Below are 14,206 nucleotides of genomic sequence, written 5' to 3' on the forward strand. Positions count from 1 at the left end.
CTGTCAATACACGCGGAACGTGAAACCCGAATGGGACAGAAAAAAAGCCGGGCTCAAGCGAGCCCGGCTTAAGGTATTGGCCACGTGAGGCCGACACAATCACCTTCCAAGAGGGATTACTGAACTCCCGCGCCACTGGAGGAGGGGGACAAATGCGCAACGCGAAGGCTCAGCGTGGAAACATTATGGGCTCGACGAGCGCCATGCAGCAACCGTTCAGGTCGCATGTCAGACATGCGGAAATCAGGAAGGCCAGCGCTGCGCCTTGCTCACCACGAAGTCGCGGAACACCTGCACGCGCGCGACTGTCTTCAACTCCTCGGGATAGACGAAATAAGTGTCGAGCTGGATCGAATCCGATTCTCCGAACAGCTGCACCAGGCGGCTCTGTTCCTCGATCAGATAGTCCGGCAGCGCCGCGATGCCGAGGCCCTGCTGACAGGCGCGGACAAGGCCGAGGATGTTGTTCACCCTGAAATAGGCCTCGCGCGGACCAGAGCCGTTGCGGCCGGCTTCGACCAGCCAGTTACGGTTCTGAAGATGCGGCGCGAAGTTGCCGTCGGAGAGCGTGATGATGCGGTGGGAGTCGAGCTCCTCGAGCGTGCGCGGCGTGCCGAAGCGCTTGATATAATCCGGCGAGCAATAGGCGTGGAAGCCCATCGCGAACAGCTTGCGCTGGATGAGATCCGGCTGCGTCGGCTTGCGAGTGCGGATCGCGACATCAGCCTCGCGCATCGACAGGTCGAGCTCCTCGTCGGTGACGATCAGCGAGATCCGGATCTCCGGATAGAGCGCAGTGAACTCGCCGAGCCGCGGGATCAGCCAGTTGATGCCGACACCGGGCGTGGTGGTGATCTTGAGGTCGCCGCTCGGCCGCTCGCGGCTGTCGGTCAGCTTGGCGCGCGCTGCCTGCAACTGCATGAACACGTCATGCGCGGTGCGGAAGAGCAGGTCGCCCTGCTCGGTGAGGATCAGGCCGCGGGCGTGGCGGTGGAACAGCGAGACCGAGAGCTCCTGCTCCAGCGCCGAGACCTGGCGTGACACCGCCGATTGCGACAGGCCGAGCTGCTCGCCCGCATGCGTGAAGCTGCCCGCTTCCGCCGCCGCGTGAAACACCTTCAGCTTGTCCCAATCCATATCCGTAAATCCGTCGCGTGTTCGAGGCATGATCTTTATTCCGCTGCAGCGCGCTCGCTGGCGCGCAGGGCCAGGAAACGTTCGGCTTCGAGAGCTGCCATGCAGCCGAGGCCGGCGGCCGTCACGGCCTGACGATAGGTCTCGTCGGCGACGTCGCCGGCGGCGAACAGGCCGGGCACCGAGGTGGCGGTCGAGTTCGGGGCGACCTCGACATAGCCCGACCGTTTCAGCTTGACCTGGTCCTTCACGAGCTCGGTCGCCGGCGCGTGGCCGATGGCGACGAAGACACCGTCGGTCTTCACGTCCGTGAGCGTACCGGTCTTGACGTTCTTCAGTCGCACATGGGTGACCTTGTTCGGGTTCTCGGTGCCGCAGATCTCGTCGACCGCGGAGTCCCAGACCACCTTGATCTTCGGGTGCTTGAACAGACGCTCCTGCAGGATGCGTTCGGCGCGGAAGTGATCGCGACGATGCACGATGGTGACCTGCGAGGCATGGTTGGTGAGGTACAGGGCTTCCTCGACCGCGGTATTRCCGCCGCCGACCACCACGACCTCCTTGTTGCGGTAGAAGAAGCCGTCGCAGGTGGCGCAGGCCGACACGCCGCCGCCCTGGAATTTCGTTTCCGACGGCAGCCCGAGCCAGCGCGCTTGCGCGCCGGTGGCGAGGATGACGCTGTCGGCGAGATAGACGTCGCCGCTGTCGCAGGTGAGGCGGAACGGCCGCTGCATAGTCTCCAGCTTGGTGACCAGGTCGGAGACGATCTTGGTGCCGACATGGACCGCCTGCTTCTCCATCTGCTCCATCAGCCAGGGGCCCTGGATCACGTCGGCGAAGCCCGGATAGTTCTCGACGTCGGTGGTGATGGTGAGCTGGCCGCCCGCCTGGATCCCCTGGATCAGGATCGGCTCGAGCATTGCGCGCGCGGCGTAGATCGCCGCCGTGTAGCCGGCGGGGCCGGAGCCAATAATGACGACCTTTGCATGAACAGTGGCAGACATTTTGACGGACGCCTTTCACGGGGGATCTGCAGCGCGGGTGCGGAACGTGCCGGGAGGCCTCGCGGAAGCGCTGAAATATCAGAGCTAATCTAAGCCTTCTGGTGAGCTATGCAAGAATTGCATTCCCTGTCGGCGGATTTTTCCAACAGGGAACAAAAGTCGATTGCGCTGCACGCGCAATAAAATTGCGCAATTGCTGCGGACTGGCTATGAGGATTGCGTCAAATCCACCAATACAGCCGCAAAGGCCAGGAGTTCCAATCACGTGTCGCGGAACCTAGACGAGATCGACCTGAAAATTCTCACCGAGGTCCAGGCCGACGGTCGAATCACGAATGTCGAGCTGGCCAAGCGCGTCGGCATCTCGCCGCCGCCTTGCCTCCGCCGCGTCCGCGCGCTGGAGGAGGAGGGCTATATCCACGGCTATCGCGGCCTGCTCGACGCCCGCAAGCTCGGTTTCGACGTCACTGTGTTCGCCGCCGTGCACCTGTCCAGCCAGGCCGAGGCCGATTTGCGCGCCTTCGAGGAGTTCGTCCGTGCCGAGCCCCTGGTGCGCGAATGCTGGATGCTGTCGGGCGAGGTCGATTTCATCCTGAAATGCGTCGCCCCGGACATGGCCACCTTCCAGGATTTCGTGACGCACCTCACCGCCGCGCCCCATGTGCGTAACGTGCGGACGTCGCTGGTGCTGCATAATTCGAAATACGAGGCGGCCGTGCCGCTTGATGTGAAGGGAAGACGGTAAGCCTTCTCCCTCTCCCGGTTCTTGCGGGGAGAGGCACACGGCCTCGCAATACCCCGAAACAAAAAGGCCGCGCAGGGCGCGGCCTTTTCAAAACATCATCACGCCTGGCGGCAAATGCTTACCGCCACTCCACCTTGGTGATCTCATACGCCTTGGCGCCGCCGGGGGCGTTGACCTCGACGGTCGAACCTTTCTTCTTGCCGATCAGCGCGCGCGCGAGCGGCGAGGTGATGGAGATGCGGCCCTTCTTGGCGTCGGCCTCGACCTCGCCGACGATCTGCCACACCGTCTTCTTCTCGGTATCCTCGTCGACCAGCGTCACAGTGGCGCCGAACTTGATGGTGTCGCCGGACAGCTTGGAAATGTCGATGATGTCGGCGCGCGCAAGCTTGTCCTCGAGCTCCGCGATGCGGCCCTCATTGTGGGACTGCTCTTCCTTCGCGGCATGATATTCCGCGTTTTCCGACAGGTCGCCGTGCGAGCGCGCTTCCGCAATATGCTCGATGATGCGCGGACGGTCCTCGGACTGGCGCTTCTTCAATTCTTCCCCGAGCGCGGCAAAGCCGCCCGCTGTCATCGGAACCTTTTCCATCTCTTCTCTCGTCCTTCGGCCGCGCGCCCCGGCAAGACACAGGGCGCGGCAACCTTGATTCGTCAGTACTTCCGGGGCTGAGTATACGGCCACCGGAACGGTTATGTGGGTCTGGCGCCGGAACAGAACAACCACAACGGCCGGACAGTTCCTCCGGCCATTGTGGCTTCATTGCCAGTCACTTAGCGGAAGCGTCGCCGTCGCTAGCGATCAGGTTTCCGAAAAGTAGCTCTGCAGGGTACGAACCTCAAGGTCCCCGCCCAGATAGGCGCGGATGCCCTGCGCGGCCGCCACGGCCCCGGAAAGAGTGGTGTAATACGGCACTTTATGCAAGAGGGCCGCGCGCCGCAGCGAGCGGCTGTCGGCGAGCGCCTGCGGGCCTTCGGTGGTGTTGAGGACGAGCTGGACGTCGCCATTGGTGATGGCATCGACGATGTGCGGCCGTCCCTCAAGCACCTTGTTGACCCTCTCGGTCGGTATGCCCTGATCGGTCAGGAAGCGCGCCGTGCCCGATGTCGCCAGCACCTTGAAGCCGAGCGAATGCAATTCGCGAACGGCCTCGGCGATGCGCGTCTTGTCGCTCTCGCGAACCGAGACGAACACCGTGCCCTTGCGCGGCACCCGCGTGCCGCCGCCGAGCTGACTCTTGGCAAAGGCTATCGCGAAGGAGCTGTCGATGCCCATGACCTCGCCGGTCGAGCGCATCTCGGGGCCGAGCACCGTGTCGACGCCGGGGAAGCGGGCGAACGGAAACACCGATTCCTTCACGCCGACATGCTTGAAGTCCGCCTTCTTCAGCTTGAAGTCGGCGAGCTTCTCGCCGGCCATGATGCGCGCTGCGATCTTGGCGACCGGCGTGCCGACCACCTTGGCGACGAAGGGCACCGTGCGCGAGGCGCGCGGATTGACTTCGAGCACATAGATCTCGCCGTCCTTGATCGCGTACTGCACATTCATCAGGCCGACGACGTCGAGGCCGAGCGCCAGCTCACGCGTCTGCCGCTCCAGCTCCTCGATCATCCTGGCATCGAGCGAGTGCGGCGGCAGCGAGCAGGCGCTGTCACCGGAATGGATGCCGGCTTCCTCGATGTGCTCCATGATGCCGACGATGAAGGTGTCCTTGCCGTCGCAAAGGCAGTCGACGTCGATCTCCGTTGCATCGGACAGATAGCGGTCGAACAGCAGCGGGTTCTTGCCGAGCACGGTGTTGATCTGCCCGGTCTTGTCGTTCGGGTAGCGCGCCTTGACGTCGGCCGGCACCAGCTCCGGCAGCGTGCCGAGCAAATAGTCGCTGAGCTGGTTCTCCTCGCGGATGATCTGCATCGCGCGGCCGCCGAGCACGTAGGACGGGCGCACCACCAGCGGCAGGCCGAGATCGGTTGCGACCAGGCGCGCCTGCTCGACCGAATAGGCGATGCCGTTCTTCGGCTGCTTCAGCCGAAGCTTGTCGAGCACGCGCTTGAAGCGGTCGCGGTCTTCGGCAAGGTCGATGGCATCGGGCGAGGTGCCGAGGATCGGCACTTCGGCAGCTTCCAGCGCGCGCGCCAGCTTCAGCGGGGTCTGGCCGCCGAACTGCACGATCACGCCGTGCAGCGTGCCGTTCGTGCGCTCCTTCGCGATGATCTCCAGCACGTCCTCGGCGGTGAGCGGCTCGAAATAGAGCCGGTCGGCGGTGTCGTAGTCGGTCGACACCGTCTCGGGGTTGCAGTTGACCATGATGGATTCGTAGCCGGCGTCATGCAGTGCGAAGCAGGCGTGACAGCAGCAATAGTCGAACTCGATGCCCTGGCCGATCCGATTGGGCCCGCCGCCGAGGATGATGACCTTCTTCTTGTCCGACGGCGAGCTCTCGTCCGCAGGCGCGCCCGCAAACAGCGCCTCATAGGTCGAATACATGTAGGCGGTCGGCGACGCGAACTCGGCCGCGCAGGTGTCGATGCGCTTGTAGACAGGGCGGACACCGAGCGCGTGGCGCTTCGCCGTCACGTCAGCTTCCGTCGTCTGGGCGAGCACAGCGAGCCGCGCATCGGAGAAGCCCATGGCCTTGAGCGTGCGCATGCCGAAGGCGTTGCCCGGCAGGCCGTTCTTCCGGACCTTCTCCTCCATGTCGACGATGCCGCGCATCTCGCTGAGGAACCACGGATCGATCTTGCAGGAGTTGAAGATGTCCTCGTTCGACCAGCCGAGCCGCATGGCCTGGGCGACCTGGAGCAGCCGGTTCGGCGTCGGCGTGCCGAGCGCGGCGCGGATCGCGTTCTTGTCGTCGTGCTGGCCTAGCCCCTCGATCTCGATTTCGTCGAGCCCGGTCAGGCCGGTCTCGAGTCCGCGTAGCGCCTTCTGCAGGCTCTCCTGGAAGGTACGGCCGATCGCCATCACTTCGCCGACCGACTTCATCGACGTGGTCAGCGTGGTCGATGCGCCCGGGAATTTCTCGAAGGCGAAGCGCGGAATCTTGGTGACGACGTAGTCGATGGTCGGCTCGAAGGAGGCCGGCGTCGCGCCGCCGGTGATGTCGTTGGCGATCTCGTCCAGCGTGTAGCCGACCGCGAGCTTGGCTGCGACCTTGGCGATCGGAAAGCCGGTGGCCTTCGAGGCCAGTGCGGACGACCGCGACACGCGCGGGTTCATCTCGATCACGACCATGCGGCCGTCTTCGGGATTGACGCCGAACTGCACGTTGGAGCCGCCGGTCTCGACGCCGATCTCGCGCAGCACCGCCAGCGAGGCGTCGCGCATGATCTGGTATTCCTTGTCGGTCAGCGTCAGCGCCGGCGCGACCGTGATGGAGTCGCCCGTGTGCACGCCCATCGGATCGAGGTTCTCGATCGAGCAGACGATGATGCAATTGTCTTTCTTGTCGCGCACGACCTCCATCTCGTACTCTTTCCAGCCGAGCACGGATTCTTCGATCAGCACTTCGTTGGTCGGAGACGCATCCAGGCCGCGCTCGATGATGTCGAGGAACTCTTCCTTGTTGTAGGCAATGCCGCCGCCGGTGCCGCCCATCGTGAAGGAGGGACGGATGATCGCGGGCAGGCCGATCTCGGACAGCGCCATCAGCGCCTGGCCGAGCGCATATTCCTGGTAGCGCTTGCGGCGGTCGCTTTCGCCGAGCACCCATTGCCGTTCGTGTTCCTCGAGGGCGGCACCCGACAGCTTCTCGCGTTCGGCCCGGTGCTTGTCGCGGAAGGACTTCTTCAACTCGGACGCGTTGGCGAGCCGCGACTTTGGCGTCTCAAGCCCGATCTTGGTCATGGCCTCGCGGAACAGCTGACGGTCTTCCGCCTTGTCGATCGCATCCGCGGTCGCGCCGATCATCTCGACGTCGAACTTTTCCAGCGTGCCCTGCCGGCGCAGCGACAGCGCGCAGTTCAGCGCGGTCTGTCCGCCCATGGTCGGCAGCAGCGCGAAGCCGCCGGGAATGACGTGACGTTCCTTCTCGATGATTTTTGCGACGATCTCGGGCGTGATCGGCTCGATATAGGTCGCATCGGCCAATTCCGGATCGGTCATGATGGTGGCCGGATTGGAATTGACGAGGACGATGCGATAGCCCTCTTCCTTCAGCGTCTTCACCGCTTGCGTGCCCGAATAGTCGAACTCGCAGGCCTGGCCGATCACGATGGGACCAGCGCCGATGATCAGGATGGTGGTGATGTCTGTACGTTTGGGCATCAACTCTCGCCGAAGTGGATTTTGGGCACAAAAAAAGGGCGCGCTTGCCGCGCGTCCCCTTGAGCCGAGAGCGCGGGGTCTCCCCTCGCGCGCGGGTGGGTCTTAGACCAGTTTTCGGGGCGGCGAAACCCCGAAAAACGCCCATCAACCGGCAATTTTGACGGGTTTTGGCCGTGCCTGCCAGCCACGGGCGAGATGCACCAGCAGCGAGGCCGCAACGCTCGATCCGCCGATCCAGCCAAGGTCGGTCGGCGAGAGGGTGGCCAGCACCGCGCCACCCAGGGCCCCGCCGATGGCAAAGCCGAGATACATGGCGGAGGCGTTGAGCGAGAGTGCGATCATCGAGGCCTGCGGCTCGATCCGGATGATGCTGGCGATCTGAGCCGGATAGAACGCCCAGCCCGAGATGCCCCAGAGGAAGATCGCGCCCAGCACCGCATAATGCGCCTGTCCGGGCATCAACTTCAGGACCAGCGAATGCAGGATCAGGGCGCTCGCCATGCCGGCGAGCCCGAGGCCTGCGGTGGCGAGCGTGCCGAGCCGGTCGGCCAGGACGCCGCCCAGCATATTCCCGATGGCGGCGGCGCCGCCGAACACCAGCAGCGCGAGGCTGATCTGCGCGGCGTCGAAGCCGAGGCCGTGCAACGGGACCGCGAAATAGGTGAACACGGTGAAGCCGCCGACCGCCCATAAGATCGTGATCAGAAGCGCAATCACGACATTGCTGTGACGCGCCACCGCCAGCCGTTCGCTGAGCGAGGCGGTGTTGCGCGGCAGGCTGCGGGGCAAGCCAAGCAGCAGGCCGGCAAGCGCAACCGCGCCGATCAGGGCCACCATGGCGAAGGTCGAGCGCCAGCCGAGCAGGCTGCCGACGAGATTGCCGAGCGGGACGCCGATCACGGTTGCAACTGTGAGGCCCGAGGTGACCAGCGCCACCGCGCGGCCGCGCCGTTCGGGCGCGGCGACGGCCACCGATACGGCGAGCGCCGTCGGCATGCACAGTCCGGAGCCCAGCGCCATCAGCATGCGGGAGGCCAGCAGCAGGGCGTAGCTGGAAGCCACCGTCGCGACGAGATTTCCGGCGATGAAGGTCGATAGCGCCAGGGCCAGCACGGTGCGGCGGTCGATATTGTTCAGCGTCACCGCCAGGATCGGCGAACCCACCGCGTAGGTGAGGGCGTAGGCGGTGACCAATTGGCCGGCTGCCGGGACGGAAATCGAAAGATCGGCGGCGATCGACGGCAAAAGCCCTGCAATGACAGAGCCTTCCGTACCAATCGCGAAGGCCGCGAGAGCCAGCCAGAACACGCTCATTGGACGATATCCCTATGTTCAACGTTTATTGAACTATTGAATGCGAGGATCGAGAAGTCAATTGGTTCAAGAACTATTGAACATCACGGTCAGTTTGCTATGATTCCGGACCATGAGCCGCACGCCCCTTCATCCCACCCGCGAGCAGATCGAGCTGCCGATGGTTCTGGATTGCCTCAGCGATCCGATCCGGTTGGCCATCGTCTATCAGCTCGCCCAGCAGGAACGTGTCAGCAGCGAACTCTGCTGTGGCGACTTCAGCGGCCTTTCCGGCAAATCCAACCTCGCCTACCACTTCGCCAAGCTGCGCGAATGCGGCCTGATGCTGACGCGCGTGGCGGGCACCAACCGCTTCATGCGGCTCCGCCGCGAGGATCTGGACGCACGCTTTCCGGGGCTGCTCGATGCTGTGCTCAGCTCCGCAGCCAAGGATGCCGACCGGCTACAGCTGCTGTCGGAGTGCGAAACGGTCCAAGTGGATTGAAGTTGAGAGGGTTGCGCGCAGACAGCTGAGACCCCGTCCGTCTTCGCTTTCGCTTCGCTACAGCTACGCCGGACACGCTACGCCCCTTCGGGCCTTGCGTGGCTGCGTCACGCGTAGCCCCGCAGGGGCGAAGCGTGGAGACCCGGCCTGGATTTGAACCAGGATGAAGAGCGTTGCACCGCCCTCGCGTAGACGCTTCCGCCACCGGGCCGCGACGATCTTTACCTATCGGCTTGTGACAAGCCACCTCGGGCAGTCATTATGCTTAACGGACCAGAGGCGGCCGCGCGATGAAGGTCATGCGCCAGCGATTATGGCCGATATTGGTGTGGGCGCGCTGGACAGAGAAGCCCGCCGCGGTCAGCTTGGCGACGATCTCGTCCTCGCTATAGCGCTGGAGCCCGATGCGCGTGCGCAGATGACGGTAATCTGACAGCGCGGTGCTGATCAGCCCGATCAGCGCGTCCTTCAGGAAGCCGTGACGCAGGCCGAACCTGAGCAGCGCCATCACATCCCTGAACATGCCGACATTGGGTTGCAAGATATCTCCGAGCACGAGCTTGCCGGATGGGGTCAGCAATCGCCGGATGTTCACAAGCGCGGCATCGAGCTCGTCCGGCGTCATGTATTGCGCGACCGAGTTCATCACCGCGAGGTCGATCGACTGGTCCTGCATTTTGCGGACGTCGTCGAGGGAGCGGACGCGGATCCTGGTGTTCGGGGCAAATCGCGCGATGAGCCGGCCACGCACGCCGGGGGCGGGCTCGGCGAGAATCAGCTTGCCGCAGGCCGCGGCCACCTGGCTCGCCGACAGCGCCTCGCCGCAGGCATAGTCGAGCACGGTCGCCTCGGGCGATGCGATGTAGCCGATGATGTCCCGCGCGATGATCTGGAAGTGCAAGTCGCGATGCAGCTTGCTGACATAGATCGTATGCGTGGAGTCGTAATAATCGATCCAATCGTCCATGGTATTTCGTAGGTCCCGGCCAAACGGTTCCTGTCAAGGAACCGGCGCTGCCCGCCTTGCGTTAGGGGTGCGACGGCGCGCCGTCAATGTCCGCGTCCTAACAGGAAGGTTTCCCGTGAGCAAAGCCCCCACCAAGATCTCGCCCGATCTCGATACCCCCACCGATCTGTCGCCCGATGGGGTCAAGAAGGTCTCTGAGGCGCTCAACGTGCTTTTGGCTGATGCGTTCGCGCTCTATCTGAAGACCAAGAATTTCCACTGGCACATCAGCGGCCGGCATTTCCGCGACTATCATCTGCTGCTCGACGAGCAGTCCGACCAGATCTTCGCCACCACCGACCAGCTCGCCGAACGCGTCCGCAAGATCGGCGGCACCACGCTGAAGTCGATCGGCCAGGTCGCCAAGCTCCAGACCATCAAGGACAACAACGAGGACTACGTCCCGCCGCGCGAGATGCTGCGCGAGCTGATGCAGGACAACAAGCACGTCGCCGCGGCGATGCGCAAGGCGCACGAGGTCTGCGACGACGCCGGCGATGTCGCCAGCGCCAGCATCCTCGAAAACTTCATCGACGAGACCGAGCGCCGGACGTGGTTCCTGTTCGAAGCCACCCGCCAGGAAGGCGGCAACGAGGCGTAAGGGACATTGCCGTAGGGTGGGCAAAGGMGCGCTTCTTGCGCGCCGTGCCCACCATCCGTCCTTGCGGCTTGAACTGATTGGTGGGCACGCTCCGCTTTGCCCACCCTACGGCACCTTGCTTGCGACTACCGCCACAGCCGCATCAACGCCCCGTCCTTGCCCGTCACCGGATCGGCCGGCGGCAGCGCGACCTCGGGAATTGTCTTCAGTGCCCTGGCGTGGTTTTCCGGCGTTGCCCGCGTCACCACCATCTTCGATCCCGGCGGATAGGCACCGATCACGCAGAAATCGTCGCTCGCGCTGATGCGCTGATGCCCCGTGCCAGCCGGCAGGATCGCGACGTCGCCTGCCTTGATCTCCAGCTCCCGGCCATGATCGCCGCCGAAGCGGACGCGGGCACTGCCACGCGCAACGCCGAGCACCTCATGCACCGACGCGTGATAATGCAAATAGTCGAAGACGCCGTTGCGCCACGTGCCGTCCCAGCCGTTCTGTTCGAACAGGTTTTCGATCGTCTCTTCCGGCTGTCTGGAATCGAGCTTCACCGCGCCCTGGTAGACCAGGAACGGAAGGACGTTGTTCGGCACGAGCCCATCATCCTCGAAGACGATGGCGACCGGCTCGGCATTGTCGCGGACGGCGGACATGGCGGGGCTCCTGCGTGAGCGTAGCAGGGATCAACGAGAGCCGTCATCACGCGTTCCTCGTCGTTCCGGGGCGAGGCTGCGAGTCACGCGGGAATGACGAAAAAGCCCTGGACCAGGCCCGGGCCTTGATGTTGCGAAGCTTGAGAAGCGCGCCCTACGCGCTCTTCTTCTGCCGCATCAGGTCGGCGAAGCGCTGGAACAGATAGTGCGAGTCGCGCGGGCCCGGCGAGGCCTCGGGGTGGTACTGCACCGAGAACACCGGCTTGCCGTCGAGCTGGATGCCGCAATTGGATCCGTCGAACAACGAGATGTGGGTCTGCGTCGCGCCCTTCGGCAGCGTCGCCTCGTCCACTGCAAAACCGTGGTTCATCGAGGTGATCTCGACCTTGCCGGTGGTCTCGTCCTTCACGGGATGATTGGCGCCGTGATGGCCCTGATGCATCTTCTTGGTCTTGGCGCCGACGGCGAGGCCGAGCATCTGGTGGCCGAGGCAGATGCCGAAGGTCGGCGTGCCCGACTTGATCACGTCCCGGATCACCGGCACCGCGTATTTGCCCGTCGCGGCTGGATCGCCGGGGCCGTTGGACAGGAACACGCCGTCCGGCTTCATCGCCAGAATGTCTTCAGATGAGGTCGTCGCCGGCACCACCGTCACCTTGCAGCCGACACCGGCGAGCAGGCGCAGGATGTTGCGCTTGATGCCGTAGTCGATGGCGACGACGTTGAACTCAGGCTTGTCCTGGCGGCCAAAACCCTTGTCCCACAGCCAGGGCGTCTCGTCCCAGGTGAAGCGCTGGCCCGAGGTGACCATCGGCACGAGGTCCATGCCCTCGAGGCCCGGCCATTCGCGCGCTTCTTCCTTCATGCCATGCAGGTCGAACTCGCCGTTCCTGGCATGCGCGATCACGGCGTTGGGCATGCCCTTGCTGCGGATCAGCGCGGTCAATGCGCGGGTGTCGATGCCGGACAGGCCGATGATGCCGCGGGCCTTGAGCCAGGCGTCGAGATGCTTGGTGGCGCGGTAGTTCGAGGGATCGGTGATCGCGGTGCGCAGGATCACGCCACGCGCGCCGGGCGTCGCGGCCATGTTCACCGTCTCGATGTCTTCCTCGTTGGTACCGACATTGCCGATATGCGGGAAGGTGAAGGTGATGAGCTGGCCGGCATAGGAGGGATCGGTGAGGATCTCCTCATAGCCGGTCATCGCAGTGTTGAAGCAGACCTCTCCGACGGCATGGCCTTCGGCGCCGAGACCGAAGCCTTCGAGCACCGTGCCATCGGCGAGCACGAGGAGCGCGGTCGGTTTATGGTCCGGCCAGGCGGTATCGTTGTCATGTTGTGTCATGAGCCCGGTTCATAGTCCGGGCCGGCGCCGCCGTCAAAGCGGACGAGCGCCGATTCACATGCGTTTTTGCATATTTGACAGGTCTCCTCAGGCACTTAAGCTTGGCAGAATAATTTCCGCCAATTTCCCGGGCTTGCGAGGCAATAATGGACCAGACCACCCCGCTTCTGCTGGTTCCGGGGTTGGCCTCCTCGGCCCGGATCTACGCCCCGGTGGTCCCCGCGCTCTGGCGGTTCGGCCCGGTGATGATTGCCAACCATATCCGCGACGACAGCATGGCGGCGATCGCCCGGCGCGTGCTGAGCGAGGCCCCGCCGCGCTTCGCGCTCGCCGGCCACTCCATGGGCGGCTATATCGCGCTCGAGATCATGCGCCAGGCGCCCGAGCGGGTTTTGAAGCTCGCGCTGATCAACACCCAGGCCCGGCCCGATACACCGGAAGCGACCGCGCGCCGCCGCGGCCTGATGGAACGGGCGAGGCGCGGCGAGCTGAGCGCGGCGCGCGAGGAGATGTTTCCGGAGCTGGTGCATCCCTCGCGCCGCGACGATGCCGGCATTCGAAAGCTCGTGCATGAGCAGGGCGAGGACGTCGGCGTCGAAGGCTATCTGCGGCAGCAGACCGCGATCATTGCGCGGGTGGATTCTCGGCCGACGCTGGCGACGATCAAATGCCCGACGCTGGTGCTGACAGGCGATCAGGACAACACGATTCCGAACGCGTTCTCCAAGGAGATGGTGGAGGGCATAGCGGGCGCTAGGCTGGTGATCCTGGCCAATTGCGGACATCTGCCGCAGCCGGAGCAGCCCGAGGCGACGACGCGAGCGCTGGTCGAATGGCTGGGCGCCCCGGTTGTCTCAGGGCTGCGAACGGCCTAGATCAGGCGTCGGATATTCGAAGGGATCACGATCATGCTGCGCGACGACATCAACAACGCGGTCAAGGAGGCCATGAAGGCCAAGGAGGAGCGCAAGCTGTCCACCCTGCGCATGGTCAACTCGACCATCAAGAACGCCGACATCGAGGCGCGCGGCAACGGCAAGCCGCCGCTGTCGGATGCCGACCTGCTCGGCGTCTTCCAGAAGATGATCAAGCAGCGCCAGGAGTCGGTCGAGCTTTACGACAAGGGCGGCCGCGCCGAGCTCGCTGCCCAGGAGCGCGAGGAAATCGCGGTGATCTCGGCCTACCTGCCGAAGCAGATGTCGGACGACGAGGTGAAGAAGGCGATCGCGGACGCCATCGCCGAGACGGGCGCTGCCGGGATGAAGGACATGGGCAAGGTGATCGCGGTGTTGCGCGCGAAGTACGCCGGCCAGATGGATTTCGGCAAGGCCAGCGGTTTGGTGAAGGCCGCGCTGACGGGCTAGCTTCTTCCCTCTCCCCTTGCGGGAGAGGGTGCCTCGCGAAGCGAGGCGGGTGAGCGACTGTGTTCGCTGTCAAGCGGGTTGCCATGGTGTTTTCGTCCTGATCATGACATTGAGGATGGTCAGCAGCTTGCGGGCGACGGCGATCAGGGCAACGAGCTTCGGCTTTCCATTGGCCACGAGGCGCTCAAAGAAGGCCTTGAGGACGGGGTTGTGACGTCTGGCGGTCATCGCTCCCATGAACAATACCGTTCGCACCGCTTGTCGCCCGCCACCAATGAAGCTTTTTCCGCGCCAC

13 protein-coding genes, 1 tRNA gene and 1 pseudogene are annotated in these 14,206 nt (G+C 64.2%); 5 read left to right on the plus strand and 10 right to left on the minus strand.

Annotation, left to right across the window (positions count from 1 at the left end; all coding sequences use genetic code 11):
- Nucleotides 1-243 precede the first annotated feature (243 nt).
- Both AC1DW2_RS28590 and trxB read right to left on the minus strand, forming a co-directional pair.
- Nucleotides 244-1,167 carry a LysR family transcriptional regulator gene (locus tag AC1DW2_RS28590; protein ID WP_027534296.1) on the minus strand — a complete coding sequence of 308 codons (924 nt, stop codon included), beginning with the start codon at nucleotides 1,165-1,167 and terminating at the stop codon, nucleotides 244-246.
- 5 nt (nucleotides 1,168-1,172) lie between these two features.
- Nucleotides 1,173-2,138 carry a thioredoxin-disulfide reductase gene (trxB, locus tag AC1DW2_RS28595; protein WP_477007701.1) on the minus strand — a complete coding sequence of 322 codons (966 nt, stop codon included), beginning with the start codon at nucleotides 2,136-2,138 and terminating at the stop codon, nucleotides 1,173-1,175.
- A gap of 265 nt (nucleotides 2,139-2,403) precedes the next feature.
- On the opposite strand from trxB, the gene AC1DW2_RS28600 reads away from it, so the two are divergent.
- Nucleotides 2,404-2,883: an Lrp/AsnC family transcriptional regulator gene (locus AC1DW2_RS28600; RefSeq protein WP_028150670.1), complete on the plus strand. Its 480-nt coding sequence runs from the start codon at nucleotides 2,404-2,406 to the stop codon at nucleotides 2,881-2,883.
- 118 nt (nucleotides 2,884-3,001) lie between these two features.
- Here AC1DW2_RS28600 and greA read toward each other — a convergent pair whose 3' ends face one another.
- The 3 genes from greA to AC1DW2_RS28615 form a co-directional block, all read right to left on the minus strand.
- Complete coding sequence (greA, locus tag AC1DW2_RS28605; protein WP_007596674.1) at nucleotides 3,002-3,475, minus strand: transcription elongation factor GreA; 474 nt, start codon at nucleotides 3,473-3,475, stop codon at nucleotides 3,002-3,004.
- Between the two features lie 210 nt (nucleotides 3,476-3,685).
- Nucleotides 3,686-7,150 (minus strand): carbamoyl-phosphate synthase large subunit, encoded by a 3,465-nt coding sequence (gene carB / locus AC1DW2_RS28610; protein ID WP_477007702.1) that lies wholly within the window; start codon nucleotides 7,148-7,150, stop codon nucleotides 3,686-3,688.
- 144 nt (nucleotides 7,151-7,294) lie between these two features.
- Entirely contained in the window at nucleotides 7,295-8,464 is a 1,170-nt protein-coding gene (locus AC1DW2_RS28615) for an MFS transporter (RefSeq protein WP_477007703.1), read from the minus strand.
- Nucleotides 8,465-8,576: 112 nt separating this feature from the next.
- Between AC1DW2_RS28615 and AC1DW2_RS28620 the strand changes: the two genes are divergently transcribed.
- On the plus strand, nucleotides 8,577-8,948 hold the full coding sequence (locus tag AC1DW2_RS28620) for an ArsR/SmtB family transcription factor (protein WP_477007704.1): 372 nt from the start codon (nucleotides 8,577-8,579) through the stop codon (nucleotides 8,946-8,948).
- 135 nt (nucleotides 8,949-9,083) lie between these two features.
- On the opposite strand, the gene AC1DW2_RS28625 is transcribed toward AC1DW2_RS28620, so the two are convergent.
- Both AC1DW2_RS28625 and AC1DW2_RS28630 read right to left on the minus strand, forming a co-directional pair.
- A tRNA-OTHER gene (locus tag AC1DW2_RS28625) sits at nucleotides 9,084-9,159 on the minus strand.
- Nucleotides 9,160-9,213: 54 nt separating this feature from the next.
- The gene (locus AC1DW2_RS28630) at nucleotides 9,214-9,915 is read right to left on the minus strand and encodes a class I SAM-dependent methyltransferase (protein WP_477007705.1); all 702 of its coding nucleotides are present in this window, start codon (nucleotides 9,913-9,915) and stop codon (nucleotides 9,214-9,216) included.
- Between the two features lie 115 nt (nucleotides 9,916-10,030).
- On the opposite strand from AC1DW2_RS28630, the gene AC1DW2_RS28635 reads away from it, so the two are divergent.
- Nucleotides 10,031-10,555, plus strand: coding sequence for a Dps family protein (locus AC1DW2_RS28635; RefSeq protein ID WP_477007706.1), 525 nt, complete (start codon nucleotides 10,031-10,033; stop codon nucleotides 10,553-10,555).
- Nucleotides 10,556-10,680: 125 nt separating this feature from the next.
- Here AC1DW2_RS28635 and AC1DW2_RS28640 read toward each other — a convergent pair whose 3' ends face one another.
- Nucleotides 10,681-11,202 carry a cupin domain-containing protein gene (locus AC1DW2_RS28640; RefSeq protein WP_477007707.1) on the minus strand — a complete coding sequence of 174 codons (522 nt, stop codon included), beginning with the start codon at nucleotides 11,200-11,202 and terminating at the stop codon, nucleotides 10,681-10,683.
- 154 nt (nucleotides 11,203-11,356) lie between these two features.
- The gene (gene carA / locus AC1DW2_RS28645) at nucleotides 11,357-12,547 is read right to left on the minus strand and encodes a glutamine-hydrolyzing carbamoyl-phosphate synthase small subunit (RefSeq protein ID WP_063985501.1); all 1,191 of its coding nucleotides are present in this window, start codon (nucleotides 12,545-12,547) and stop codon (nucleotides 11,357-11,359) included.
- A gap of 146 nt (nucleotides 12,548-12,693) precedes the next feature.
- On the opposite strand from carA, the gene AC1DW2_RS28650 reads away from it, so the two are divergent.
- Together AC1DW2_RS28650 and AC1DW2_RS28655 are read left to right on the plus strand one after the other, a co-directional pair.
- Complete coding sequence (locus tag AC1DW2_RS28650; RefSeq protein WP_477007708.1) at nucleotides 12,694-13,422, plus strand: alpha/beta fold hydrolase; 729 nt, start codon at nucleotides 12,694-12,696, stop codon at nucleotides 13,420-13,422.
- 33 nt (nucleotides 13,423-13,455) lie between these two features.
- Nucleotides 13,456-13,911 carry a GatB/YqeY domain-containing protein gene (locus AC1DW2_RS28655; protein ID WP_071909609.1) on the plus strand — a complete coding sequence of 152 codons (456 nt, stop codon included), beginning with the start codon at nucleotides 13,456-13,458 and terminating at the stop codon, nucleotides 13,909-13,911.
- 69 nt (nucleotides 13,912-13,980) lie between these two features.
- On the opposite strand, the pseudogene AC1DW2_RS28660 reads toward AC1DW2_RS28655, so the two are convergent.
- A pseudogene (locus AC1DW2_RS28660) lies at nucleotides 13,981-14,206 on the minus strand (IS110-like element ISMex17 family transposase); the annotation flags it as partial.

It is taken from the genome of Bradyrhizobium sp. P3_C3 (assembly GCF_056402655.1).

Coding starts and splice junctions, on each gene's coding strand:
- AC1DW2_RS28590 (WP_027534296.1), bottom strand. CDS start 1,167: ATGCCTCGAACACGCGACGGATTTACGGATATGGATTGGGACAAGCTG.
- greA (WP_007596674.1), bottom strand. CDS start 3,475: ATGGAAAAGGTTCCGATGACAGCGGGCGGCTTTGCCGCGCTCGGGGAA.
- carB (WP_477007702.1), bottom strand. CDS start 7,150: ATGCCCAAACGTACAGACATCACCACCATCCTGATCATCGGCGCTGGT.
- AC1DW2_RS28615 (WP_477007703.1), bottom strand. CDS start 8,464: ATGAGCGTGTTCTGGCTGGCTCTCGCGGCCTTCGCGATTGGTACGGAA.
- AC1DW2_RS28620 (WP_477007704.1), top strand. CDS start 8,577: ATGAGCCGCACGCCCCTTCATCCCACCCGCGAGCAGATCGAGCTGCCG.
- AC1DW2_RS28630 (WP_477007705.1), bottom strand. CDS start 9,915: ATGGACGATTGGATCGATTATTACGACTCCACGCATACGATCTATGTC.
- AC1DW2_RS28640 (WP_477007707.1), bottom strand. CDS start 11,202: ATGTCCGCCGTCCGCGACAATGCCGAGCCGGTCGCCATCGTCTTCGAG.
- carA (WP_063985501.1), bottom strand. CDS start 12,547: ATGACACAACATGACAACGATACCGCCTGGCCGGACCATAAACCGACC.
- AC1DW2_RS28650 (WP_477007708.1), top strand. CDS start 12,694: ATGGACCAGACCACCCCGCTTCTGCTGGTTCCGGGGTTGGCCTCCTCG.
- AC1DW2_RS28655 (WP_071909609.1), top strand. CDS start 13,456: ATGCTGCGCGACGACATCAACAACGCGGTCAAGGAGGCCATGAAGGCC.